Here is a 25,051-nt window from a genome sequence, read left to right on the forward strand (position 1 = left end):
CGGGCCGCGGTCAGGTCCACACGCGCTGCGGCGGTCGTTAGCCTTGGTCCCGTGGACCAGCCAGAACGGGCCGACCAGCGAGTGGGCACGGTGCGCCTGCCCTACTCGACGGAGTACCCGGTCGAGTGGGAGGCCGACGTGGTGCTGCGCGACGGCTCCACGACGCACGTGCGCCCCATCCGCCCGGAGGACGCCGACGCGCTCCAGCGCTTCCAGATGGCCCAGTCGGAGCGCTCGACCTATCTCCGGTTCTTCGCCGCGCTGCAGCGCATCCCGGACCGCATGCTCACCCAGCTCGTCACCGTTGACCACGTCAGCCGGGCGGCGCTGGTCGCCGTCCGCCCGGGTTCCGCGCCAGAGGCCGACGCCGCGGACCGGGCCGAGGACCTGGCCGGAGACGTGGCCGAGGACATCATCGGCGTCGCGCGCTACGACGTCATCGACGACCGGCCCGGACGGCGCACCGCCGAGGTCGCGTTCAACGTCGCGGACGCGCTCCAGGGGCAGGGCCTGGGGTCCGTGCTGCTGGAGCACATCGCCGCCGCGGCGCGCGAGCGGGGCGTGCACCGGTTCATCGCCGAGGTGCTGCCCCAGAACCGGGCGATGCTCGGCGTGTTCCGGGAGGCCGGCTACGCCGTCGAGCAGCACCTGGACGACGGCGTCGTCACGGTCTCGGTCGACCTCGACCCCACCGACCGGTCCCGCGAGGTCATGGCGGACCGCGAGCACCGCACCGAGGCGCGCTCGATGCAGGGTCTGCTCTCGGCCCGGCGCGTGCTCCTGGTCGGCCCCTCGCAGGGCGGCACCGTCGACGAGCTGCTCGCCGCGCGCGTCCGCGAGGCGCACGCCGCCGGTCCCGGCGACACCGAGCTGCTGGTGCTGGGCGACGACGTGACCTGGGCGGACCTCGGCAACGGTGGGCTGGGCGACAACGGGTCGGGCGAGAACGCCCAGGTCGACCTCGCGGTCGTCGCCGCACCCCCGGACGAGGTGATCGACACGGTCCGGCGCCTGCGCGGCACGGGTGCGCGCGGCGTCGTCGTCCTGTCGGCAGGATGGGCGGAGGCGGGGCCCGACGGCGTCGCCCGCCGCCGCGAGCTGCTGCGCACCGCGCACGCCGAGGGCATGCGGGTGGTGGGCCCGGCGAGCTACGGCCTGCTCACGAACGTGCCCGGCGCGAGCCTGCGCGCGAGCCTCGCGCTCACCGCCCCCAAGCCCGGCCGCGTGGGCCTGTTCAGCCAGAGCTCGCCCGTCGCCGTCACGGCCGCCGAGACGGTCAAGCGGCGCGGCCTCGGGCTCTCCACGCTCGTCTCGGCGGGGCACCGGGCCGACGTGTCGGGCAACGACGTCATGCAGTACTGGCAGGACGACCCGCACACCGACGTCGCCTGCCTGTACCTCGAGACGCTCGGCAACCCCCGCAAGTTCTCGCGGATCGCCAGGCGCCTGGCGCAGGTCAAGCCGGTGATCGTGGTCGTGGCGGGCCGCCACGGGAGCGTCGTGCCGCCCGGGCACACCGTGCGCGCCACGCGCGCGCCGCGGCGGATGCTCGACGAGGTGCTGCGGCAGTCCGGCGTCATCCGCGCGGAGAACACGCACCAGCTCATGGACGTCGCCCAGGTGCTGGCGCACCAGCCGCTACCGACCGGTGGCCGGGTGGGGATCCTCGCGAGCTCGCCGTCGCTGGCGGCGCTCGTGGCCGACGCCGTCGCCGCGGCGGGCCTCACCGTCGTCGGGCCGCCGGACCCGCTGTCGGCCGGGGCGCCCGACGACGAGATCGCCGCCGCCGTCGACGCCCTGTACGCACCCGGGGCGTGCGACGCAGTGGTCGTGGTGTCCGTGCCCGTCGTGCTGCCGCGCACCGACGCGATAGCACGCGCGGTCGCGGAGGCCGCGGCCCGCACCGGCCGCACCACCGTCGTCAGCGCGCTGGGCCTGCACGGCATGCCCGACGAGCTCGCCTCCGGCGACGTCCGTATCCCCGCGTTCTCGACGCCCGAGGACGCCGTCTGGGCCCTCGGCGCGGTGGTGCGCTACGCGCAGTGGCGCACCCAGGACCACGGCACGCCGGTGCGGCCGGCGCTGCGGGAGGGGATGTCTGACGGCGCCGCGCGGGCCCAGGCGCGCACGCTCGTGGAGTCCCTGCTGACCCAGGAGCCCGCCGGCGCGGTCCTGGACCAGGCGACCGCCACCGAGCTGCTGGCCTGCTACGGCCTCACCCTGTGGGGCTCCCGGAGCGTGCGCACGGCCTCCGATGCAGTCACCGCCGCCGAGGAGCTGGGCTGGCCGGTGGCGCTCAAGATCGCGGCGCCCGCGCTGCGGCACCGGGCGGACCTCGGTGGCGTGCGCCTCGACATCGCCGACGCCGAGGACCTGCGGGAGGACGCCGAGCGGATGCTCGCGGCGGCGGCGTCCCTGCTCCCGGCGCCCGACCCGGTGCTGGAGGTGCAGGCGATGGCGCCCACCGGCGTGGCGTGCGTGGTGCGCTCGGTCGAGGACGAGCTGTTCGGCCCGGTGGTGTCCTTCGGGCTGGCGGGCGACGCCGTCGACCTGCTCGACGACGTGACGCACGGCGTGCCGCCCCTGACCGACGTCGACGTGGCGCGCATGGTGCGCGGCGTCCGGGCGGCCCCGCGGCTCTTCGGCTACCAGGGTGCGCCCGCCGCCGACGTCGCGGCGCTCGAGGACGTGCTGGCGCGGGTCTCCGTCATGGCGGAGGACCTGCCGGAGCTGGCGTCCCTGGAGCTGTACCCCGTCGCCGTCGCGGAGCGCGGGGCGGCGGTGCTGCACGCGACGATCCGGCTGCGGCCGGCGGAGCGCCGGACGGACGCGCCGCGGCGGGCGCTGCCGGGCTAGTGCGGTCTGCCGGGGTAGCCGGGGATCAGCGGATCAGCACCATGCCGACGAGCAGCATCACGGCGAAGCCCACGAGCACCAGGCGCTGACGCCGGTTCGGGCCCGAGGCGGTGAGGATCGCGGCGACCGCCGGTCCCGTCGCGAGCATCAGCCACGCGCCGGGCGCGGGGGCGATGTTCGCCGACACCGCGGCCACCGCGACGACCACCAGGCCGTGCACCACGCCGAGCCCCACCCGCATCGAGATGACGACGTGCAGCACGGCGGCGACCACCGCGAGGCCCGCCCACATGGTGATGCCCTCCTCGAGGCAGCCCCACTCCTGCTCCGCGCACTGCCAGGACTGCATCCACCAGGTCACCAGGGCGCCCAGCACCATGACGGGCACCACGCTGAGCCCCGCGACGCCGTAGGCCAGCCCGATGCGGACCAGCCAGCCCGGCAGGGTGGTCGACCTGCTGAGCAGCGGCATTTCGGGCATGGCTGAATAGTGCCAGGTGTAGCGGGGAATGTGCACATGCTCACGCCGTGACCTGGCTGGACGTCCGCACGGTGCCCGCCTGCGTGCTCGCCGGAGTGGGAGCGGCCTGAGTGTCGGCGGCGCGGGGTACCGTTTGCCTGTTCGATCCACCCCCAGATTCCAGGAGCCCCACGAACCATGGCGCGCAAGCCGTCGCAGCCGCTCGACGAGAGCGAGATCCACGAGAAGGTCGTGGACATCGACGTCGCCTCGGAGATGGAGGCCTCGTTCCTCGAGTACGCCTACTCCGTCATCTACTCGCGGGCCCTCCCGGACGCGCGCGACGGCCTCAAGCCGGTACAGCGCCGCATCCTCTACATGATGTCGGACATGGGGCTGCGTCCCGACCGCGCGCACGTGAAGTCGTCGCGTGTGGTGGGCGAGGTGATGGGAAAGCTCCACCCGCACGGTGACGCCCCCATCTACGACGCCCTCGTGCGGCTCGCGCAGAGCTTCTCGCTGCGGCTCCCGCTCGTGGACGGGCACGGCAACTTCGGCTCGCTCGACGACGGTCCCGCAGCGCCCCGGTACACGGAGGCACGCCTGGCGGCGTCGTCGATGGCGATGACCACGGGGCTCGACGAGAACGTCGTGGACTTCGTGCCGAACTACGACAACAAGCTCACCCAGCCCGAGGTGCTGCCCTCCGCGATCCCGAACCTGCTGGTCAACGGCGCGTCCGGCATCGCGGTCGGGATGGCCACGAACATGGCTCCGCACAACCTCGTCGAGGTGGTCGCCGCGGCGCAGCACCTGATCAAGAACCCCGAGGCCACGCTCGAGGACCTGCAGCGGTTCGTCCCGGGTCCCGACCTGCCGACGGGCGGCAAGATCGTCGGCCTGGAGGGTGTGCGCGACGCGTACCGCACCGGCCGCGGCAGTTTCCGCACCCGGGCCACCGCGCGGATCGAGAGCGTGACCCCGCGCCGCAAGGGCATCGTCATCACGGAGCTGCCCTACCTGGTGGGCCCGGAGAAGGTCGTCGAGAAGATCGCCGACGGCGTCAAGGCCAAGCGCATCCAGGGCGTCACCAACGTGCAGGACCTCACGGACCGCACGCACGGGCTGCGCCTCGTCATCGAGGTCAAGACCGGTTTCGACCCCGACGCCGTGCTGGAGCAGCTGTACCGCGTCACGCCGCTCGAGGACTCGTTCGGCATCAACAACGTGGCCCTCGTCGACGGCCAGCCGCGCACGCTCGGCCTGGTCGAGATGCTGCGGGTCTGGGTAGACCACCGCATCTCGGTGGTCCGGCGCCGGTCGCAGTACCGCCTGGACAAGCGCCTCGAGCGGCTGCACCTGGTGGACGGCCTGCTCGTCGCGATCGTCGACATCGACGAGGTCATCCAGGTGATCCGGTCGTCCGACGACGCCGGCATCGCCCGCGACCGCCTGCGCGAGGTCTTCGACCTGTCCGAGCCCCAGGCGTCGTACATCCTGGACCTGCAGCTGCGCCGCCTCACCAAGTTCTCCCGCATCGAGCTGGAGAAGGAGGCCGAGGAGCTGCGCCGCGAGATCGCCGAGCTGGAGCAGATCCTCGGCGACGAGAAGCTCCTGCGCCGCGTCGTCAGCACCGAGATGAGCGAGGTGGCCAAGACGTACGGCACGCCGCGCCGCACCGTGCTGCTCGACTCCGCCGGCGGGTCCGTCGGTTCGGTGGCCGAGGCCCCGGCGAACGGGCGCAAGAAGACCGTCGAGCCCATCGACCTGCAGATCAAGGACCTCCCGACCCGCGTGGTGCTGTCCGCGACGGGCCTGCTGGCCCGTCTGCCGGACGACGTCCCGGTGTCGCGCGAGGGCAACCGCGCGGCGCACGACGCCCTGCGGGGCGACACCGCCGCGACGACCCGCGGTCAGGTCGGCCTGGTGACGTCGGCCGGCCGCATGCTGCGCATCTCCGTGCTCGACCTGCCCTCGCTGCCGCCGACCGACGGCGCGCCGTCGCTGTCCGGCGGTATCCCGGTCAGCGAGCTCGTGGAGCTGCAGCCCGGCGAGACCGTGCGGGCCGTGACCGCGCTCGGCGCGGACGCGCCGACCATCGCCGTCGGCACCGCGCAGGGCATCGTCAAGCGGATAGCGCCGTCGGACGCCCCCGCGAAGGGCGACGAGTGGCCGGTGATCGCGCTCAAGGAGGGCGACACCGTGGTGGGCGCCGCCGTCGTGTCCGACGACGACGAGCTGGTCTTCGTGGCCGACGACTCGTCGCTGCTGCACTTCCCGGCCTCGGCCGTGCGTCCGCAGGGGCGTGCGGCGGGCGGCATGGCGGGTATCAAGCTGGCCGCGGACCGGAAGGTGGTGTTCTTCGGCGCGGTCCCGGCCGGGGTCGACGCCACGGTGGTGACCATCGCCGGGGCGGGCGACGCACTGCCGGGGATCGAGCCGGGCGCCGGCAAGGTGACGCCGTTCTCGCTGTACCCGGGCAAGGGGCGCGCGACGGGCGGTGTGCGGTCGCAGCGGCTGCTCAAGGGCGAGGACGGGCTCATCCTGGCCTGGGTGGGTGCTACTCCCCCGCGGGCACTCGGCGCCGGCGGCCAGCCGGTCGAGCTGCCCGAGGTGGACGAGCGGCGCGACGGGTCCGGGACCCCGATCTCGGTTCCGATCGCGGTGATCGGCTGACCCGGCGGAACTGGTTCTGTCGAGGCTGTCGATTCTGGCGTCGCTCGCCCGTCCAAGGCGTGTCAACATTCCAGTAACGAGGAGCTCGACATGACTGACAGCTGGGTTTTCCTGATCCGCGAGAACGACTGGGACTCGGACGCCTACCTTCCGGAGAACCTGAAGGGGCGAGACCCTTCCGAGGACCCGGACATGGCGGCGCACGGGCGCTTCATGCAGGCCGTCGAGGAGCTCGGCGTCAAGATGGTCGGCGCCGCCGCTCTGCAGAACGCGAAGTACGGCGGGTGGGTCGCGCCCGGCAAGGAGGGCGCCGAGCCGGTCTACACCGACGCGCCGTTCACCGACACCAACGAGGTCATCACCGGCTTCTACCAGTTCGAGTGCGACGAGGCCACGGCGCGCAAGATCGCGGCCCTCGTGCCCACCGGCAACGTGATCGAGTGGCGCAAGGTCCACGACTTCGGTTCCTAGGGGCACCGCTCAGTGCCGATCGACCCCGCGGCGTTCCGCACCGCCTGGCCTCAGGTGGTGCGGTCGCTCGCCGTGACGACGCGCAGCCTGGACTCCGGTGAGGAGTACGCCGCGGAGGCGTTCGCGCGGGCCGCGGCCCAGCCCGACGGCGCCATCGACGACCTGGTCGCCTGGTGCGTCCAGGTCGGGCGCCGGACGTGGCTCGACGCGGTGCGCCATCAGGCGGTGTTCACACGGCTCCAGCCCCAGATCGCTCGCCCGGAGGTGGCCGCCGTGGACGTGCCGACCGGCCCGGGCGCGCCCGGCGGCGACCTCGACGACCGGCTCGCGCTGCTCTTCGTCGCGTGCGACGACGCGCTCGCCTCCGGCGCCCAGCTCGTCCTGGCGATGCGGGTGGTCTGCGGTCTCACCATCCGGCAGATCGCTGCCCACCTCGGCATCGCGGAGGCGACCGCGGCGGCACGGCTCACCCGCGCGAAGTCGGCGCTGGCCAGGGCGCGCGGCGAGTTCGCCGTGCCCGACCGCGCCGCGCGAGCCGCGCGGCTGCCCGTCGTGCTCGCGTGCGTCGCGGGCCTGTTCACCGTGGGGCAACGGGACGGGATCGAGCCCGCCGACGCCACGCAGGACCCGGCCCGCGACGCGCTGACGCTCGCCGAGGCGCTCGTCGCGGAGTACCCGGAGGATCCCGAGGTGCTCGGCCTGCGCGCCGTGTGCCGCCTCGGCCTGGCCCGGCGTCCGGGCCGCGTGCGCGACGGCGTCGCGCTCCCCCTCGACGAGGTGGACCGCTCGGCGTGGGACCAGTGGCTCCTGTCGGCGGGCCTGGACGACGCCACGGCTGCGATCGTGCGCACGGGGATGCCTGGCGGGCCAGGCGGGCCCGGCCGCTTCGCGCTGGAGGCCGCGATCTCTGGCGTACATGCCTCGGTCCGCGACGAGGCCGGGACGGACTGGTCCCGCCTGGCCCAGCTCTACGACGCACTGCTGCAGGTCTGGCCGTCCCCCGCGACGCGCGTGGCACGCCTCGTCGTGCTCGGCAGGATGGCGATGCGCGACGGCCACGACCTCAGCCAGATCGAGCACGAGCTCGAGGACCTGGTCGCGGACGGTCCGCCGTACGCCGCCCGCGACGCGAGCCTCGCCTTGGCCGACCTCGCCCGGCGCACCGGCCGGACCGATGAGTCCGCCGGCCGCTACAGAGAGCTGCTGGACGTGATCCCGGCCGGACCGCTGCGGGAGTTCTGCCGTCGGTACGCCGGGTAGTTGCGAACGTGCCGAGCGGGGTCGTGGTCAGTCACCCGGGGCTGCCGCCTCTGGCGCCGGGGCTCGCTCGGGCTCGGGACTATCTGGCTGGCGAGCTCTCTGAGCTCTGGACTGGATGGGTCCTCGGCTCGATGACGTCGATGCGGGGCCCGTCAGAAGGGTGGGTCGTCGGGGTCGCTCGCGCCGGTGGGTTCGTCGGTGCTGGGTACGGCTCCGGGTTCGGTGGTCTGGTAGGGGCGGGGTAGGCGTCGGCCGGTGAGGGCGCGCAAGGTGAGGTCGTTGCTGGTGTCGGGGTCGATCTGGCCCAGCTCGACGTGAGTGTCCAGGACGGTGGGTGGTCGGGTGTGGGTGCGTCCGGTCGGGGTGGTCCAGGTGGTGATCCCGGTCTGGGGGTCGCGGACGACACCCCACCCAGCGTGGGTCTTGAGCAGGTGGTGCTTGCGGCACAGGGGTTGCAGGTTCTGCGCGCGGGTTTGCCCGGGAGCACCACCGGTGCTGTTGCCGTCGCCGACGGGGCTGTCGTTCTTGTGGTGGTCGAAGGGTCGGATGTGGTCGAGGTCGCATCTGCCGGCGGCGGTGTCGCACCAGCCGAAGGTGCAGGTCTCGTCTCTGGCTTCGATGGCTGCGCGGAGGACTTTGCCGGGTTGGTAGGTAGTGGTGGAGTAGTCGGTCAGGATTCCGGTGACGGGGTCGGTGAGCAGGCGTTGCCAGGTCGCGTCCTGCGCGATGATCCGTGCGGTCTCGGCCGGGATGGGGCCGAACCCCGCCAGGTGCCCTGGGGCGTCGTCCAGGCCGAGGAGCGCGGTGGCGGGGATCGTGACCCGGACCACAGGTCGGGTGGGCGTGATCCGCACCGGCCGCACGATCTGCTCCACGACGATCTCCTGGACGGGTGCCTTGCCGCCGCAGGTGCATACCGGCCCGCCTGTGGCGTCAGGCGCCCCGGCACCGGCAGTTGTGCCGGTCTGCGCGCTCGTGTCGCTCGCGGTGACCACCCCCGCGACGTCCGAGCCGGCGTCCGGGCTGGCGTCCGGGCTGGCGTCCGGGCTGGTATCCGGGCTGGTGTCCGGGCTGGTGTCCGCGTCGGCGTGTTGGCTGGTCTGGGTCTCGGTCTCGGTCTCGGTCTCGGTCTCGGTCTCGGTCTCGGTCTCGGTCTCGGTGTCGGTGTCGGTGTCGGTGAAACGGTCAGCGGGCAGGATGCGGCCGGTGATGATGCCGGTCAGGGAGTCGGCACGGAGTTGTCCCAAGGTGCGGTCCTCGCCGGTGGTGTGGCGGAGCTGGTGGGCCATGTCGTCGATGACGCCCCAGACTGCCGCTGCGTCGGTCGCGGGCAGGTACGCGGACAGCCAGCCCATGTCGTTCTCCGCCCGGTCCACCTGCACACTGCGGCGGGCCGTCTCCGCTTTGGCGGTGGCAGCGGCGCCGTGCCGGTTCTTGGCGAACGCGAGCATCCGGGCCTGCAGCCACTTCCACGTCCGCCGCGGCGCCTGCGGCAGGTACTTCCCGATGGCTTCGACGCGTTCGGCCACCGTGAGCTGGGACGCGGACCGCAGCAGGGTGTGTGCCTTACGCACGTCGATACGGCCGGCCACCAAGGCATTGATGACGGTGGGGTGCTGGGTACCGGACTCGGCCCGGACCACGACCTCCACGGCCTCGGGCTCGGTCACGACCAGCTCGCTGGTGACCTGTCCGACCAGCGAGTTGTGTGCCAACGGGTGACTCTCCCGCGCGGCACGCTCGGCGACGATCCTCGCCTGCAGGCCCGCAGACCAGGACTGCATCCGGGCGCACGCGACCATCAGGTCACCCAGGGTGTCGTCGGACAGATCGGCCAGCGGGCCCGCGTGCGTGTCGTGGTCGGGGTCGAGGTTGCCGGCCAGGTCGATCGCCTCGGCCACCACCCGCGCCAACCGTGGGCCCGGCGCACCGCGCAGTGCCTGTCGCAGGATCTCCTCCGGCCACAGGAACACGGGAATGGCCTCCGGGGGCCAGTCGGGTCCAGGATCCGGCATCTCGTCCGGCACCGACCCCGCACCCGTGTCCCGCCCCTGATCCCAGACCTGGTGGTCCACGGCAGGCTCGTCGAGGAGCGCGCCCGCCATGCCGTCGTCAGACAGTCCCTCGCGCATGCAGCACACTCCTCATCCGGGTCACGTGGTTCATAAGGCTAACTGTTTGTGCCATTTCTACGGACACGCGTTCGACTCTAGCCTCGACCACTGACATCCACCCGGGCCTTCCGCCACCCGCGTCAGAGATGAGGACTTGTGGTTGCGGAGCACTATTTCCCTCGGCCGGTGTCAGTGACCAGTGGTTGACTCCGGACCATGAACGACCCGACCTACGAGTTCTCGACCGACCCGGCCCGCATCGATCCCGCCCGCGTGCACGAGCTCATCGCCGACACCTACTGGGGAACGGGCCGCTCCCGCGAGGTGATGGACGCCGCCATCGCGGGTTCGCGGCCCTACGGCGTCTACCGCAGCGACACGGGCGAGGAGGTCGCGTTCGCGCGCGTCGTGACGGACGGCGTGACGTTCGCCTGGCTCGCCGACGTCGTCGTCGACCCGGCGGTGCGTGGCCAGGGCGTCGGCAAGCTCCTGGTCGCGGGCGTGGTCGCGGAGCTCGAGCCGCTCGGTCTGCGTCGCACGCTCCTCGCGACCGCTGACGCCAGTGGCCTCTACGAGCAGTTCGGCTGGGTACCGGTCGACCCGCAGTACTCCTGGATGGAACGCCCGCGCCGCGGAGCAGGCACCTCCGCCGGCACACCGACCACCACACCTGTCAGCACAGCAGCCAGCCCATCGGGAGCACACTCATGACACTGTCCGTCGAGATCGGTGACCTGACCCGCGTGGAGGCGGATGCGATCGTCAACGCCGCGAACTCCATGCTCCTGGGCGGCGGCGGGGTCGACGGCGCCATCCACGCCGCGGCCGGGCCACGGCTGCTCGAGGCGTGCCGTCGACTGCGCAACACCACCCACCGGGACGGCCTGGACGTGGGCGACGCCGTCGCCACCCCGGCGTTCGACCTGCCGGCCTCGTGGGTGATCCACACCGTCGGGCCGAACCTGCACCGCGGCCAGGACGATCCGGCCCGGCTCGCGTCGTGCTTCGCCCGCTCGCTCGACGTCGCCGCCGAGCTGGACGTGCGGTCCATCGCCTTCCCGGCAGTGAGCGCGGGTGCCTACGGCTGGCCCGTCACCGACGTCGCACGCATCGCCGTCATGACCTGTCGCGGCTGGCTCGCCGAGCATCCGGAGGCCAGTCCGCAGGACGTGCGGTTCGTGGTGCTCGACGAGCGGTTGCGGGACGTGTTCGACGAGGCGCTCGGAGCGGCATGACGACGACCTGACGCGCGCGGGATCCGCCGCTCAGAGCGCCTTGCCGAACCAGTGCTCCGCGTACTGGCCGAACGTGTACGGCTCGATCTCGGAGTAGCCGAGCCGCTGGTACAGCGCTCGTGCCGCGACGAAGTCGGTACGGACGTCCAGGACCATGCGGGTCGCCCCGAGCAGTCGGGCCTGGTCCTCGGCCGCACCGACGATGCGGGCGGCGGCGCCCGTGCCCCGGAACTCGGGGCGCAGGAAGACGCGCTTCAGCTCGGCCCGTTCGTCGTCGAGCAGTCGGACGCCGGCCATGCCCGCCGCCGCACCGTCGCGGCGGGCCACGACCAGCGCGCCTCGGGGCGCCACGAACTCGCTGCCCGGATCGGCGGCAATCTCTCGCTCCAGCTCCTCCGGGTCGGTGCGACGGTTCTCCTTGAGCAGGTACCAGCTGTCACTCAGGTGCGTGTAGCACTCACGCCAGAGGGCGACGGCGTCGGGCGAGTCGAACGGCTCGGGGCCGACGGTCCAGGTGTCGTGCGTGGTGGTCACAGTCGACGTTCTACGGGGCGCCGCGCAGATCGTCCAGCGCATTCCGCGGGTCAGGTGCGGGCGAATCAGCTCGTGAGCAGCTTGGCCAGCTCCGCCGGCGTCGCCGCGAGCGCCGCGGCACCGGCGGCCTCCAGCTCGCCGGGTGCCGCGTAGCCCCAGGTCACGCCGACGGTCGGGACGCCGTGGTGGGCGGCCGCGTGCACGTCGTGCTCGCGGTCGCCCACCATCACCGTCTGCCCGACGTCGGCGCCGAGGGCCACCGCGTGCGCCAGCGCGCGCTCCACGACGACCTCCTTGCCCTCCACGAGCCCGGCCGCCTCGCCCGCGGCGCCGTGGACGCCGTCGAGCCCGCCCTCCAGGTAGCGGTCGAGCCCGAAGTGCTCGACGATCTGCCGTGCGTAGTGCTCCGGCTTGGCGGTGGCCACCAGGAGCGTCACCCCGGCGTCGCGCAGCTCCGTCAGCGCATCCGGGAAGCCGGGGACGACGGAGTTGTCGAACATGCCGTGCACCTCGAAGTCGCGGCGGTAGGCGGCGATCGCGGCGCCCGCGTCGGCGTCGGACAGCCCGATGCCGGTCATGCTCGCGCCCAGCGGCGGCCCGACGAAGGTCCGCAGGACGGCGTCGGTGGGGACGGCGAGCCCGGCGTCGGCGAACCCGACGCGCAGGGACGCGATGATGCCGGGGGCCGAGTCGGTGAGGGTGCCGTCGAGGTCGAGCAGGACGTGCGTGATGCGGCGGGGAAGGGTGAGGGTCACCGCCCGAGCGTGCCACACGTTCAGTGGTGCGCCGCGTGGGTGTCCGCGTCGCCGCCGTGCGCATCGCCGTGCCCGCCTCCGTGCCCGCCCCCGTGGCCATCGGGCGGCGTGCCTGCCTCCTGTCCCGGTCCGACGACGACGAACTGCCCCATCATCCCCTCGTCCTCGTGCAGCAGCATGTGGCAGTGGAACATGTAGGGCACGTCGGGGTCGGTGTAGTCGTCGAACCGCATGAGCAGCCGGTAGGTGCGGTTCGGTTCGAGGTACACGGTGTCCTTGGGTCCGGCCAGCTCGGGCGGCGGCGCGTCGCCGTCGACGGACAGGATGCGGAACTGCACGTCGTGCACGTGGAAGCTGTGGGGCATCGGCACGATGCTGCGCACCTCCCAGATCTCCGTGTCGCCCTCGGAGACGACCTCGTCGATGCGGCCCATGTCCATCCGGCGCCCGTTGATCTGACGGTCGTCGAGGTCGAACGTGCGCGTCACCGCAGCGGAGTCCTCGTGCAGCGCGTCCTGCGCGGCGTGGACCGACGGCTCCCAGGCCGGCTCCGGTGACGGCGTGAGCTCGTCGGCGGCCCGGAGCTCCAGCACGTCGAACGCGTCGTTGCCGCCCATCGCGAACGGGACGACGACGCCGCCCAGGTCCGCCTCGAACGAGTGCAGGCGCGTCGTCTCCCCCGGCTCCATCTCGACGACGACCTCGGCGCGCTCGCCCGGCGCGAGCCGCACCTGCTCGAGGGTCACCGGCGCGTCGAGCAGCCCGCCGTCGGATGCGACGAGCTCCATGTCCCGATCCTGGAAACCGAGCTGGTAGGTCCGCGCGGTCGACCCGTTGAGCAGGCGCAGCCGCACCCGCTCGGTGGTGACCTCGTGGTACGCGCCCACCGTGCCGTTGGCCAGGACGGTCCCGCCGAGCGTGCCGGGCTCGCTGCCGTTGTCCTCGAGCTCGAGCTGGCCGTCGTCGTCGAACACCTTGTCCTGCACGATCACGGGGACGTCGTCGACGCCGTACTCCTGCGGCAGGGCGGCGGCGCGCGAGGCGTCGTCGTCCAGGAGGAACATGCCCGCGAGGCCGCGGTAGACGTGCTCCTCCGTGACGCCGTGCGGGTGCGGGTGGTACCAGAGGCTGGCCGCGGGCTGGTCGATCTCCCAGGTGGGGCGCCAGGTGGCGCCCGGCTCGACCTCCTGGTGCGGCCCGCCGTCCATCGCGGCGGGCAGGTGCATGCCGTGCCAGTGCACGCTGGTCCGCTCGCCGAGCTCGTTCGTGAACTCGACGGCGACCCGCTCACCGCGTTCGGCACGCAGCGTCGGCCCGAGGTAGGAGCCGTTGAAACCCCACGTCTCGGTCTGGACGCCCGGCCGGAACTCCGTCGTGCCCTCCTGCGCGGTCAGCTCGAAGACCCGCGTGCCGTCCACCACCCGCGACGGCGCCAGCGGCGGGATGGCGAGCTCGTTCGTGAACTCCGCCTCGTCGACTGGCGTGACCGAGCCGGGAACCATGCCACAGCCGGCGAGCGCGAGGACGAGCGCGAGGGCGGCGGGACCCGCCGCCAGGGCGCCGGCCCGCCTCATCGGCCGGCCCCGCGCAGGCGCTGCACGCCGGCCGCGACCAGGCCCGCGAGCAGACCAACGAAGCTGTCGACGAGCAGCGCCGGGACGATGGTCCACGCGGGCTCGACACCCGAGCCGCCCGGTCCGCCGAGACCGGCGAGCGCCGGGACGAGCTGCCCCAGCGCGACGCCGACGAGCCCGTAGGCCAGGCCGGTCAGCGTGAGGGTGAGCACGGGCCGGGGCACGCGGCCCAGGCCGACGGCGCCGATCCACACGGCGGCGGTGATACCGATGACGGCGAACGCCCGGGGCGCGCCGGTGCCGAGCACGCCGGTGAGGCCGGTCAGCGGCCAGAGCAGGGCCAGCGCGGAGAGGCCGGCGACCACCGTCCACGGGACGGCGGGTGCCTCCGGCGCGGGCTGCGGCCGGGGCGGGGGCTGAGGGGGAAGGTGCTGAGATGTCATGCCTCGACGGTGCCCGCCGGGGCACCCGTCCCACATCGGCCCTGGATCGTCTGCTGGTGTCGCACGGAGGCGACACAAACCCTGAGTTCGCGGCCGGAGGGCTCCGGGGCGATGCCTCAGGGCCGACCCGTCCGTAGGGTGACGGTGTGTCCGAACCGAGCGCCGCCCCGCGAGCTGCCGAACCGCACGCCGTCGACCCGCGAACCGTTGACCCGCGTGTCACCGACGTCGTCCTGGCGCTGGCCATGGCCCTGGTGGTCGCCGTGGTCATCGCCGCGGACCCCGATGCCGTGCGGCACGCGGGCCCGGGGGCGTACCTGTTCGCGGTGGGTTTCGGGGCGCTGGTCCTGCTGCGGCGCAGAGCGCCGCGCACCATGCTCGTGCTGACGGTGCTGGGCGTGTTCGCCTACTACGCGCTCCAGTTCGCGCCCATCGGCACGGCACTGCCCGCGGTCGCGGCGATCTACTCGGCGGCGGAGCTGCGGCGCACCGGCTGGGCGGTCGGCGCGGGCGCCACGCTGGTCGGTGTCGCGACGTACTACCGGACGGTGGGCAACACGCCCGAGGAGGCCCTGGCGCCGTACGAGCTCGTCACCGACGTCGCGCTGGTCGCGGCGGCGATCGCGCTCGGGGTGGCCGTCCGCCTCTCGGGGGAGGCGCGCGGGCACGAGGCGCGGGCCGCGGAGCAGCGGCTGCAGGCGGAGCGCCTGCGCATCGCCCGGGACCTGCACGACGTCGTCGGGCACAACCTGTCGGTGATCGCCCTGCACTCCGGCGTGGCCGCCGAGGCCGTCGGCCGGGACGACGACGCGGCCCGGCGCGCGCTCGGGCACGTGCGCGAGGCGACGTCGGGCACGCTGCACGAGCTGCGGTCGACGGTCCGGCTGCTGCGCGGGCCGGCGGACGCGCTGGCGCAGGCCGGGGCGTCCGGCGCCCCGTCGTCCGGGGCCGGGCCCGACGTCGCGCCGACCGGCGTGACCGGCGTCGGCGCCCTGGCGGACTCGGCGCGCGCGGCCGGGCTCGCCGTCGACGTCGACCTCGACGTGCCGCCCGGGCTGCTCGACGGCGCCATCGACGCCGCCGCCTACCGGATCGTGCAGGAGTCGCTGACCAACGTGCTGCGGCACGCCGCCGCCACGCACGTTGCGGTCTCCGTGCGAGTCACCGACGGGCGCCTCGCGCTCCGGGTGGCCGACGACGGCCGCGGCGCCGGCCCGGGCCTCGTGCCCGGCACTGGGATCTCGGGCATGCGCGAACGCGTCGCCCTGCTCGGCGGTGCCCTCACCGCGGGCGACGCGCCCGGCGGCGGGTTCGTGGTGACCGCCGACCTGCCCCTCCGGCTGGAGACGGGAGAAGCATGACCGGCCCACTGATCCGGATAGTCCTGGTGGACGACCAGGAGCTCGTGCGCGCGGGGCTGCGCGCCCTGGCGGAGAGCGAGGGCGACATCGCCGTCGTCGGGGAGGCCGCCGACGGGCGGGCCGGGGTCTCCCGCGTGCGGGAGCTGCGGCCCGACGTCGTGCTCATGGACATCCGGATGCCGCGCCTGGACGGTCTGGCCGCCACCCGGGAGATCGTCGTCGACCCCGCGCTGGCGGGCGTGCGGGTGCTGATCCTGACCACGTTCGACGAGGACGAGCACGTCTTCGAGGCGATCCGGTCCGGCGCCGCCGGCTACCTGCTCAAGGACGTCGCGCCTGCGGAGCTGCGCCGCGCCGTCCGTGTGGTCGCGGCGGGCGAGTCGCTGCTCGACCCGGGGGTGACGGCGACCGTGCTGCGCGCGGTCGCGGCCGCCCCGGCGCCCCGGGCCGACAAACGCCGGCTCGCCGGGCTCACCGAACGCGAGCGCGAGGTGCTGCAGCAGCTGGGCCGGGGGCTGACGAACGACGAGATCGCCCGCGAGCTCTACCTCAGCCCGGCCACCGCACGCACCTACGTGAGCCGCCTGCTCGCCAAGCTCGGCGCCCGGGACCGCGCGGCGCTGGTGATCCTGGCCTACGAGACGGGGCTCGTGCGGCCGTGACGCCTGTCCAAGCCCCCGCCCCCCGTTGAGTGCTGGGTATTTGTGGGATCGAAACGGTTCGACCGCGCAAATACCCAGCACTCAACGGAGGGTTAGTCGTGGGGCGGGTGGGGGCGCACGGATCTCGTCCGGGTGGGCCGGGGTCAGAGCGCCTTGAGGCGCGGCAGCACGTCCTCGCTGAACTGGGTGAGGAACCGCTCCTGGTCCTGACCCGGGCCGTGCACCACGAGGTGGTTCAGGCCGGCGTCGACGTAGGGCTTGATCTGCTCGAGTGCCTGCTCCGGGTCGGACGCGACGATCCAGCGCTTCGCCACCTGCTCGATCGGCAGCTCGTCCGCCAGCTGCTCCATCTCGGTGGCCGAGGTGACGCTGTGCTTCTGCTCCGGGGTGAGCGACAGGGGCGCCCAGAACCGGGTGTTCTCCAGCGCCGCGGCCGGGTCGCGGTCGTACGAGATCTTGATCTCGATCATCTTGTCGACCTGCGCGACGTCGCGCTCCGCCTTGGCCGCGCCCTCGGCGACAGCGGGCAGAAGCTTTTCCGTGTACAGGTCCATGCCCTTGCCGGAGGTGCAGATGAAGCCGTCGCCCGCGCGCCCGGCGTACTTGGCCACGAGCGGTCCGCCCGCCGCGACGTAGACGGGCACCGGGTTCTCGGGCCGGTCGTAGATCTGGGCGCCGACCAGCTCGAAGTAGTCGCCCTTGAAGTCCACGCTGTCCTCGGTCCAGAGGGCCCGCATGAGCTGGACGGCCTCGCGCAGCCGCGCGAACCGCTCCTTGAACTCGGGCCACTCGCGGCCCGAGACGGCGATCTCGTTCAGGGCCTCGCCCGTCCCGACGCCGAGGATCACGCGGTTCTCGGTCAGCAGCGCCAGGCTCGCGAACGTCTGCGCGATCACGGCGGGGTTGTAGCGGAACGTCGGGGTCAGCACGCTCGTGCCGAGCTGGATGCGCGAGGTGCGCTCCCCCGCGGCGGCGAGCCAGGCGAGGGCCGACGGCGCATGGCCACCCTCGTGCCGCCACGGCAGGAAGTGGTCGGAGACCATCGCGCTGTCCAGTCCCACCTCCTCGGCGCGTACTGCGAGCTCAACCAGCTCGCGCGGCCCGAACTGCTCGGCGGAGGCCTTGTACCCAATCTTCAGAGTCACATCTGAGACCCTACGCTCGATCGCCGCCCGGCGAACCCCCGCGTCGCGCACGTCACATCCGTCCTGGTCAGCCGCCCGATCAGGAACGCCTCATCGCCGACGCCGACCACCCGCCGGCCAGCGCGACCAGCACCGCAAAGACGCCGAGGACCATCGCCGCCGGCAGGTACACCAGGCCGACGCCGACCGCGAGCACCGGGACCACCAGCCCGGTGTAGGCGACGAGGAAGATGAGCGCCAGCGCCTCCGCCCGCTCCTGGGGCGCGACCATGGCCGCCGTCCGGCCGAGGGCCGCCTTGAACAGCAGCCCCGCGCCCCCGCCGGCCAGCACACCACCCGCCACGAAGAGCCACGTCGACGCCAGGACGACGCCGCCGAACAGCGCGGCAGGCCCCGCGACGATGAGGACCGCCGCCCATCGGAGCTGGACCTGCTGCGTGCCGGCGGCCAGGAGGGTCTGGCCGAGCGCGCCGGCCAGGAACGGCGTCCCCGCGACGGCGCCCGCGACGATCAGGGACGGCTGCCCTAGTTCGTCGCGGACGAACGACGCCGCGACCGAGCTGAACAGGCCGAGGACGGCGAACCCGGTGAACGCGCCGACGGCGCCGGCCAGGAACCGGCCGCGCACCTCGCTGCCGATCGCCGCCCGCTGCGGCCGGTAGGGCCGCAGCCCCGGCCGGTGCAGCACGGTCTCGGGCACGAACGGCGTGGCGACCAGGAGCACGGCCATGGCTACCCCGAACACCGCGTACGGGACCACCAGCGGGTGGGCGGACGGTTCCGCGAGCAGCCCGGACAGGACCGGCCCCAGGCCGATCCCGCCCAGGTTCGCCACGGTGGCGACGACGGCGGCACGTCCCGGCGCCGGCCGGGAGCTGGCGCCGTCGAGCTCCGCGAGGTACGCGGTGGCCGTGGCGGTCAGCGCGCCGATCCCGACGCCCGAGACCACACGGGCCACGAGCAGACCCGCCAGGTCGTCCCGGACCAGGAAGCCCACGGCGGCCAGGAGCTCCAGCGTCACGGCGAGCAGGATCAGCGGACGGCGGCCCACCCGGTCGCTCAGGTGCCCCACGAAGAACAGGCTCGCGATGACCCCCACCGCATACGCCGCGAAGATCACCGTGACCGTGAACGGGCCGTACCCGTCCCGGGCCGCGTAGAGCGTGTAGAGCGGGCTCGGCACCGCGGCGAACGCCATGAGCAGCAGGAACGTGACGCCGGTGAGCCAGAAGCCGGCGCCGTGGCGGCGCGGGCCGGCGAAGGTCGGTCGAGCGGCGGGTGCGGAGACAGAGCGCGCGGTGGTCACCTCCGCAGTCTGCGACCGCCCCATTGATCGACACAAGCGAATCATTCCGATCACGCTTATCGCCGTCCGCGATATATGCCCGATACTCGACAGATGGACACCCGGCACCTGGAGTACTTCATCGCCGTCGCGGAGGAGGGCAGCTTCACGCGCGCCGCGCAGCGGCTGCAGACCGTCCAGTCGGCGGTGTCCGCGGGCGTGCGCACGCTCGAGCGCGAGGTCCGTGCCACGCTCTTCGTCCGCACCACCCGGCGGGTCGAGCTGTCCGACGCCGGGCGGGCCCTCCTGCCCGAGGCGCGCGCCGCGATCGAGTCCGTGGACCGCGTCTTCGACGTGGTGGCCGCGGCCGAGAGCGGGCTGCGCGGGCGGCTACGCCTCGGCGTCTTCCCCAACTCCGACGTGGTCGACGCCCCTGCCTTCGCCGGGCGGTTCCACGAGTTGTATCCGGGGGTCACGCTCAGCGTCGTGGCGTCCCCCACCGGCTCCACCGGCCTGGCCGACGACGTGCGCGCCGGCCGCCTCGACCTCGCGATCACCGGGCTGCCGCTCGCCGACCTCGACGGCCTGCGCACGCACGAGATCCTCGTGGACGAGCTCGTGGCCGTGGTCCCCGAGACCCACGAGCTGGCGCGGCGCGACAGCCTCTCGCTCGCCGAGCTGGTCGGCGAGCCGTTCGTCGACGGGCCGCCCGGGTTCGGCCACCGGGTGGTCGTCGAGCGGTTGCTGGCCGCGCGCGGGCTGCGCCGGGACGTCGTCGTCGAGAGCCCGGACATGGGGCTGGTCTCACGGTTCGTCGCCGCCGGGCTCGGCGTCGCCGTGGTGCCCACCTTCGTGCTGCGCCCCACGCCGGACGCGGTGACCCGGCCCCTGGACCCGGCGGTCCCCTTCTCGCTGCACTCCGTCAGCCGGCCGCGCGCCACGCGCCCGGTCGAGGCCGCGCTGGCGCTGCTGCACCGGCTGACGGCGGCCGGTGGGTAGTTCTACCCCTGGCGCACCTGACCGTGTCCGGCTACGTTTCAGCCTGCCGGAGAACCGGCCAAGCGCCTACCGGATCACCGGTACGCGGCGGACCGGCGGAGCGGGGATACCCATGGGCGAGCTGTGGGGCGCGGACGTCGCCCAGCTGAGGGCCCTCGCGACCGCCGTGCGGGACAACACTCAGACGCTCGAGGCCGCGCGCGCACAGGTGGACGCGCTGATGGACGGCCTGGACTGGTTCGGCCCGGGCGGCGACCAGTTCCGCGCGGAGTGGTCGGAGAGACACCGCGCGAACCTGTCCGCGGCCATCGACACGCTCATGCAGGCCGGTGACGCGCTGGACCGGAACGCCGACAGCCAGGAACAGACCAGCGAGGACGCCGGGATCGCCGGGGGTAGCAGCACGGGCCCTGCCGGCGGACCCACCGTCGCCACCGCGGCAGGTCCGGCGGGCGGACCGCCTGCCCAGGTCACCACGACTCCCCTCACCCCTGACGAGTACACCGACCTCTCGGACGCCGAGCGGCAGGAGTGGCTCAAGACCGCGAGCGACGAGCAGATCGCCGACCTCCTGGCCGCGATGGAGGAGCAGGGCCTGTACCCGGGACCGGACGCACGCCTGGTCGCCACCACGCACTGGACCCGGCAGGCCGCCCAGGACGCCGGCATCGACTACCGCGCCTGGGACCCCACCCTCGGGGCGCAGGCGAACCGCGACAACATCGAGGCCGTCTACGAGTACTACGCGCAGCTCTACCTCGAGAACCCCGACCTGCAGTGGGCCGGGATGGCCGCGATGATCGGGCCGTCGTTCGCCGCCGGGTTCCTCGACCTGGCCCTGTTCCGCGACATCGCGCAGGGTTTCGAGGTCGGCGGCGAGGTGCTCCAGCACCTGCCCAACGGCCTCCCGGCCGGTGCCCTCATCGAGCAGGTCGCCGCGATGACCGACGAGGAGCTGCGCTACTACGAGACCAGCTTCCTGGCGATGCAGCAGGAGATCTTCCGCGACCAGGCCTCGATGCACGCCGCCTACGAGCACGGCGGCATGGCGGAGATCGACAAGATGTACGAGTCGGGCGCCATCGACGAGCGGGCCTACGACGCCTGGGCGGACATCGCCTCCGGCGACCCCGAGCGTGTCACCGAGGGCAACACCGAGATGCTCCGCCGCGAGCAGCAGGACATCATCGCCGACGACTACGACGCGATGCGGAGCCACCCGGTGACGGGCGAGGCGATGACCTACATGATGACGGTGGTCGGTGAGGCCTCGATCCCCGGCGCCGGCACCTTCGCCGACTACTCCCCGCTGAGCGTGACCGTGGAGACGCCCGGGCCGCAGGGCGTGGACATCCCGTTCACCGGCGTGTCCATCGACAACCCCCTGCAGGGTTCGGTCACCGTCACCACCCCGCTGCCGGACGGGAACATCGCGGACACCGGGCAGCGGTGGGACTACATCACGGCCGACACGCTCCCGGCGTACCAGGAGCTGCTCGCGAACGACCCGGGCCAGGTGCGGGACATCCTGGAGACTGACGTGTCCGACCGCATCGCCGAGTACCGGCTGACGAACCCCGACCGGCTCGGCCGTATCGCGGACGACCTCGCGACGAACTGGGACGTGGACGTGAACCAATGACGGCTCCGACCGGACAGCCGCGCACGGACAGGGCTCCGCTTCATGACAAGGTGGTCCGATGCCAGCACGACAGGTGATCCTCGCGGTGTGCGTGACCCTGGCGCTCGCGGCGACGGCCGGCTGCACCGTCAGCGTCGGCGGCGGCGACCAGGACGACGAGGGCACCCAGCTCTTCGGTGAGGGGAACAGCATGCAGTGGGACCTGACACGGCCGCTCGAAACCGAGACACTCGGGCTCCCGTCGGACCAGATGGTGATCGTCGACGTGCCCGAGGACGCCACCGTGAGCCTCGTGCTGCCCAGCGGCACCTGGTCCGGACGCACCGAGGAGATGACGGTCACCACCCGGCACGGCTACGTGGACTCGGTGGACCTGTTCTGGACCGAGGCCGACGGGCAGGCCGCCGCGGACCGGATGGTCGCGGACGCCGAGCTGCTCGGCCTCGACGCCGCCCAGGTGGCCGGCTGGGCCGAGACGGCGAAGTGGGCCGAGACCGCCGACGTCAACGAGACGCGCGCCAAGGACAACTTCAACGGCGCGAACGGCGAGGTGTCCACCGCGGTCAAGCCCAGCATGGCCGTGGGCGAGGGCCCGGGAACGCCGGTCCGGCTCTGGTACCTGTTCTACGTCCGGGGCGTGGTCGAGGCCGCCGGCTGAGCCACGCTGCCCCGCAGCGCCTGGTAGGTGCGGCTCACCGGCGCGTGGTCCAGGTGCGGCTCCAGCCAGGCGCTGGTCTCCACCAGCCGCGGCATCGAGACGCCGGTGGTGATCCCGAGCCCGTCGAGCATCCAGAGCAGGTCCTCCGTCGCGAGGTTCCCCGTGGCCGACTCCGCGTACGGGCACCCGCCGAGCCCGCCCGCCGACGTGTCGAACGTCGTCACGCCGTGCCGCAGCGCGGCGGCCACGTTGCCGAGCGCCTGCCCGTAGGTGTCGTGGGCGTGCAGCGCCAGCACGTCGTCAGGCAGGCCGGCGGCGTTCAGCGCGTCCAGGAGCGCGACGACGTGCCCCGGCGTCCCGACGCCGATCGTGTCGCCGAGCGAGAGCTGCTCCGCCCCGAGGTCCATGAGCCGCTTGCCCGCCGCGACCACCTGGTCCAGCGGCACGTCGCCCTCCCACGGGTCGCCGAAGCACATCGACACGTAGGCCCGTACACGCATCCCCGCGGCGCGAGCCCGCGTCATGACCGGCTCGAACATGGCCCACTGCTCGTCGAGGGACCGGTTCAGGTTCCGGCGCGCGAAGGTGTCGGTGGCGCTGGCGAAGACCGCGATGTGCCGCAGCCCCAGGTCGTACGCCCGCTCCAGCCCCCGTTCGTTGGGCACCAGCACGGGCAGGTCGCGGGCGCGGTCGCCGAGCCGGTCCACCAGCGCGGCGAGCACCTCCTCGGCGTCGGCCAGCTGGGGCACCCAGCGCGGGTGCACGAGGCTCGTCGCCTCGACGTACGGCAGGCCGGCGTCGAGCAGCCGCTCGACCAGGCCCACCTTGACCGCCGCCGGGACCACCGCCTTCTCGTTCTGCAGGCCGTCACGCGGGCCCACCTCGTAGATGGTCACGCGGTCGGGCAGGCTCGGGTCGGGCACCACCTGGGGGCGCCGAAGCTGCTCAGTCATCGCTCTCCTTCTCCAGCTCGGGCTCCATCTCGAAGAGCACCTGCCGCGCCGCGACCTGGTCGCCGGCGGCCGCCCGGACCCGCACCACGCCGTCCGCCGGCGCCAGGAGCGCCACCTCCATCTTCATCGCCTCCAGCACGCCGAGCGGCTGCCCGGCGACCACCAGGTCGCCGTCCCGCACCTCGACGCGGGCCAGCGTGCCGGGCATCGCGGCGAGCACGACGCCGTCGGACAGCTCGGCCGTCGCGATGCTCGACGCGGTCGGCCGGACGAACCGGAACGTGTGCCCGCGCGTGCTCACCTCGACCGAGCGCGGGCGGATGTCGACCGTGAACCACGCGGTCACGCCGTCCAGCGCGAGCAGCCCGCCGCCCACGGCCCCGCCCACAGCGCTGCCCACCGTTCTGCACGACGTCGGCGGCTCGCCCGCGCGGCGCACCTCGCCCCGGGCGGTGCTCACGCGGAGCACCGCGTCGTCCAGCTCGACCCAGGTGTCGGCGGGCGGCCCGCCGAGGCGCCAGCCGTCACCGCCGTCGGCTGCCGCGGCCGCCGCGACGGTCCAGGCTGCCGCCACCATGGCGGACGCCGGGTCCGGGGCGGGCAACGGGTGGGAGTCCAGCCAGGCGGTGTGCACCTCGCCGTCGCGGAACGCGTCGGAGTCCGCGAGCGCCCGCACGAACCCGGTGTTGGTCACGAGGCCGCCGATCGCGGTGGCATCGAGCGCTGCGACGAGGCCGCGCCGGGCGGTCTCGCGGTCGGCGCCGCGGGCGATGATCTTGCCGACCATGGGGTCGTAGGCGGCGGGGACGACCGTGCCGTCCTCGATGCCGGCCTCGACCCGCACGTCGGTCGAACCCTCCGGCCACCGCACCCGCGTCGCCGTCCCCGCCTGCGGTAGGAACCCGCCGAACGCGTCCTCGGCGTAGACGCGCGCCTCGATCGCGTGGCCGGTGACGGCGACGTCGTCCTGGGCGAAGCCCAGCTCCTCGCCCGCCGCCACGCGGAGCTGCTGCTCGACGAGGTCGATGCGTTCGCTGCGCACCGTGACGACCTCCTCGGTGACGGGATGCTCGACCTGGAGACGGGTGTTCATCTCGAGGAACCAGGCGCTGCCGATCGAGTCGCTCCCGGCGATCGAGCCCCCCGGAACCTCCACCAGGAACTCCGCCGTCCCGACACCCGTGTACCCGACCTCCCGGGCCAGGCGGACGGCCCATCCGTGCAGCGCGTCGCGCAGGGCCGGGTCGAGGTCGGGTGCGGGCGCCTCCTCCAGGACCTTCTGGTGCCGCCTCTGGGCGGAGCAGTCGCGCTCGTGCAGGTGCAGCACGTTGCCGTGCTCGTCGGCGAGGATCTGCACCTCGACGTGCCTGCCCCGTTCGACGTACCGCTCCAGGAGCACCGTGTCGTCGCCGAACGCGGCGGCGGCCTCGCGGCGGGCGGCGGCGATCGAGGATGCGAGCTCGTCCTGACCGCGCACGATCCGCATGCCCTTGCCGCCGCCGCCCGCGGCGGCCTTGACGAGCAGCGGGAACCCGCTGATCGACCCCGCCCCATCGGTCGACAGCGCCAGCATCGGCACGCCCGCCGCCTCCGCGATCTTTCGCGAGGTGTCCTTGCGCCCCATGGCGTCCATCGCGTCGGGCGGCGGCCCCACCCAGGTCAGCCCCGCGCCGATGACGGCACGCGCGAAGTCGGCCTGCTCGGACAGGAACCCGTAGCCGGGGTGGACGGCGTCGGCGCCGGTCTCCTTCGCGGCCGCGAGCACGGCGGGGACCGACAGGTAGGACTCGGCGGCGGGTGTCGGGCCGAGGCGGACTGCGACGTCGGCGGCGCGGGTGTGCGGCGCGGCCGCGTCGGCGTCGGAGTAGACGGCGACCGTGCGCAGCCCGAGGCGGCGCGCGGTGCGGATGATCCGCAGGGCGATCTCGCCGCGGTTGGCGATCAGCAGGGTGTTGATAGCAGGCATGT

At 73.4% G+C, this 25,051-nt stretch carries 21 protein-coding genes; 11 read left to right on the forward strand and 10 right to left on the reverse strand.

Going from position 1 to position 25,051, the window contains the following annotated elements:
* Positions 1 to 51 precede the first annotated feature (51 nt).
* On the forward strand, positions 52 to 2,856 hold the full coding sequence (locus ACFO6V_RS06875; protein WP_377133560.1) for a bifunctional acetate--CoA ligase family protein/GNAT family N-acetyltransferase: 2,805 nt from the start codon (positions 52 to 54) through the stop codon (positions 2,854 to 2,856).
* 25 nt (positions 2,857 to 2,881) lie between these two features.
* Here the strand turns inward: ACFO6V_RS06875 and ACFO6V_RS06880 are convergent, their stop codons facing one another.
* Positions 2,882 to 3,337 carry a hypothetical protein gene (locus ACFO6V_RS06880; protein ID WP_377133562.1) on the reverse strand — a complete coding sequence of 152 codons (456 nt, stop codon included), beginning with the start codon at positions 3,335 to 3,337 and terminating at the stop codon, positions 2,882 to 2,884.
* Between the two features lie 177 nt (positions 3,338 to 3,514).
* Here ACFO6V_RS06880 and ACFO6V_RS06885 point away from each other — a divergent pair, with 177 nt between their 5' ends.
* The 3 genes from ACFO6V_RS06885 to ACFO6V_RS06895 all read left to right on the forward strand — a co-directional run bounded on the left by ACFO6V_RS06885 (position 3,515) and on the right by ACFO6V_RS06895 (position 7,723).
* Entirely contained in the window at positions 3,515 to 5,992 is a 2,478-nt protein-coding gene (locus tag ACFO6V_RS06885; protein ID WP_377133564.1) for a DNA gyrase/topoisomerase IV subunit A, read from the forward strand.
* 90 nt (positions 5,993 to 6,082) lie between these two features.
* Positions 6,083 to 6,463, forward strand: a complete 381-nt coding sequence (locus tag ACFO6V_RS06890) for a YciI family protein (RefSeq protein WP_377133566.1) — start codon at positions 6,083 to 6,085, stop codon at positions 6,461 to 6,463.
* Between the two features lie 12 nt (positions 6,464 to 6,475).
* Entirely contained in the window at positions 6,476 to 7,723 is a 1,248-nt protein-coding gene (locus ACFO6V_RS06895) for a DUF6596 domain-containing protein (RefSeq protein ID WP_377133568.1), read from the forward strand.
* Positions 7,724 to 7,875: 152 nt separating this feature from the next.
* On the opposite strand, the gene ACFO6V_RS06900 is transcribed toward ACFO6V_RS06895, so the two are convergent.
* Complete coding sequence (locus ACFO6V_RS06900; protein WP_377133570.1) at positions 7,876 to 9,855, reverse strand: HNH endonuclease signature motif containing protein; 1,980 nt, start codon at positions 9,853 to 9,855, stop codon at positions 7,876 to 7,878.
* A gap of 198 nt (positions 9,856 to 10,053) precedes the next feature.
* Here ACFO6V_RS06900 and ACFO6V_RS06905 point away from each other — a divergent pair, with 198 nt between their 5' ends.
* Both ACFO6V_RS06905 and ACFO6V_RS06910 read left to right on the forward strand, forming a co-directional pair.
* Complete coding sequence (locus ACFO6V_RS06905) at positions 10,054 to 10,548, forward strand: GNAT family N-acetyltransferase (protein ID WP_377133572.1); 495 nt, start codon at positions 10,054 to 10,056, stop codon at positions 10,546 to 10,548.
* A complete protein-coding gene (locus ACFO6V_RS06910; RefSeq protein ID WP_377133574.1) occupies positions 10,545 to 11,072 on the forward strand; it encodes an O-acetyl-ADP-ribose deacetylase in 528 nt (175 codons plus the stop codon). Before ACFO6V_RS06905 ends, ACFO6V_RS06910 begins: the two co-directional genes overlap by 4 nt.
* A gap of 30 nt (positions 11,073 to 11,102) precedes the next feature.
* On the opposite strand, the gene ACFO6V_RS06915 is transcribed toward ACFO6V_RS06910, so the two are convergent.
* The 4 genes from ACFO6V_RS06915 to ACFO6V_RS06930 all read right to left on the reverse strand — a co-directional run bounded on the left by ACFO6V_RS06915 (position 11,103) and on the right by ACFO6V_RS06930 (position 14,378).
* Positions 11,103 to 11,606 (reverse strand): GNAT family N-acetyltransferase, encoded by a 504-nt coding sequence (locus ACFO6V_RS06915; protein ID WP_377133576.1) that lies wholly within the window; start codon positions 11,604 to 11,606, stop codon positions 11,103 to 11,105.
* Positions 11,607 to 11,671: 65 nt separating this feature from the next.
* Positions 11,672 to 12,361: an HAD hydrolase-like protein gene (locus ACFO6V_RS06920; RefSeq protein WP_377133578.1), complete on the reverse strand. Its 690-nt coding sequence runs from the start codon at positions 12,359 to 12,361 to the stop codon at positions 11,672 to 11,674.
* Positions 12,362 to 12,381: 20 nt separating this feature from the next.
* Positions 12,382 to 13,935, reverse strand: a complete 1,554-nt coding sequence (locus ACFO6V_RS06925) for a multicopper oxidase family protein (RefSeq protein WP_377133580.1) — start codon at positions 13,933 to 13,935, stop codon at positions 12,382 to 12,384.
* Entirely contained in the window at positions 13,932 to 14,378 is a 447-nt protein-coding gene (locus ACFO6V_RS06930; protein WP_377133582.1) for a hypothetical protein, read from the reverse strand. The genes ACFO6V_RS06925 and ACFO6V_RS06930 overlap by 4 nt, the downstream gene beginning before the upstream one ends.
* Positions 14,379 to 14,524: 146 nt before the next feature.
* Between ACFO6V_RS06930 and ACFO6V_RS06935 the strand changes: the two genes are divergently transcribed.
* Both ACFO6V_RS06935 and ACFO6V_RS06940 read left to right on the forward strand, forming a co-directional pair.
* Complete coding sequence (locus ACFO6V_RS06935; protein WP_377133584.1) at positions 14,525 to 15,739, forward strand: sensor histidine kinase; 1,215 nt, start codon at positions 14,525 to 14,527, stop codon at positions 15,737 to 15,739.
* An 8-nt stretch (positions 15,740 to 15,747) separates the two neighbouring features.
* A complete protein-coding gene (locus ACFO6V_RS06940) occupies positions 15,748 to 16,401 on the forward strand; it encodes a response regulator transcription factor (RefSeq protein WP_377135184.1) in 654 nt (217 codons plus the stop codon).
* 143 nt (positions 16,402 to 16,544) lie between these two features.
* Here ACFO6V_RS06940 and fgd read toward each other — a convergent pair whose 3' ends face one another.
* Together fgd and ACFO6V_RS06950 are read right to left on the reverse strand one after the other, a co-directional pair.
* Positions 16,545 to 17,546, reverse strand: a complete 1,002-nt coding sequence (gene fgd, locus ACFO6V_RS06945; protein ID WP_377133586.1) for a glucose-6-phosphate dehydrogenase (coenzyme-F420) — start codon at positions 17,544 to 17,546, stop codon at positions 16,545 to 16,547.
* 79 nt (positions 17,547 to 17,625) lie between these two features.
* Positions 17,626 to 18,852, reverse strand: a complete 1,227-nt coding sequence (locus tag ACFO6V_RS06950) for an MFS transporter (RefSeq protein WP_377133588.1) — start codon at positions 18,850 to 18,852, stop codon at positions 17,626 to 17,628.
* Between the two features lie 93 nt (positions 18,853 to 18,945).
* On the opposite strand from ACFO6V_RS06950, the gene ACFO6V_RS06955 reads away from it, so the two are divergent.
* From ACFO6V_RS06955 to ACFO6V_RS06965, 3 genes are all read left to right on the forward strand, one after another.
* Positions 18,946 to 19,830, forward strand: coding sequence for a LysR family transcriptional regulator (locus ACFO6V_RS06955; protein WP_377133590.1), 885 nt, complete (start codon positions 18,946 to 18,948; stop codon positions 19,828 to 19,830).
* Positions 19,831 to 19,942: 112 nt separating this feature from the next.
* On the forward strand, positions 19,943 to 21,472 hold the full coding sequence (locus ACFO6V_RS06960) for a WXG100 family type VII secretion target (protein WP_377133592.1): 1,530 nt from the start codon (positions 19,943 to 19,945) through the stop codon (positions 21,470 to 21,472).
* A 58-nt stretch (positions 21,473 to 21,530) separates the two neighbouring features.
* Positions 21,531 to 22,130: a hypothetical protein gene (locus ACFO6V_RS06965; RefSeq protein WP_377133594.1), complete on the forward strand. Its 600-nt coding sequence runs from the start codon at positions 21,531 to 21,533 to the stop codon at positions 22,128 to 22,130.
* Here ACFO6V_RS06965 and ACFO6V_RS06970 read toward each other — a convergent pair.
* Together ACFO6V_RS06970 and ACFO6V_RS06975 are read right to left on the reverse strand one after the other, a co-directional pair.
* Entirely contained in the window at positions 22,097 to 23,083 is a 987-nt protein-coding gene (locus ACFO6V_RS06970; RefSeq protein WP_377133596.1) for a hydroxymethylglutaryl-CoA lyase, read from the reverse strand. The two genes, ACFO6V_RS06965 and ACFO6V_RS06970, sit on opposite strands and share 34 nt — an antisense overlap.
* A complete protein-coding gene (locus tag ACFO6V_RS06975; protein ID WP_377133598.1) occupies positions 23,076 to 25,049 on the reverse strand; it encodes an acetyl/propionyl/methylcrotonyl-CoA carboxylase subunit alpha in 1,974 nt (657 codons plus the stop codon). The genes ACFO6V_RS06970 and ACFO6V_RS06975 overlap by 8 nt, the downstream gene beginning before the upstream one ends.
* Positions 25,050 to 25,051: the final 2 nt, after the last annotated feature.

This window comes from Promicromonospora alba (assembly GCF_042654905.1).
In the GTDB taxonomy this organism is placed as follows: domain Bacteria; phylum Actinomycetota; class Actinomycetes; order Actinomycetales; family Cellulomonadaceae; genus Promicromonospora; species Promicromonospora alba.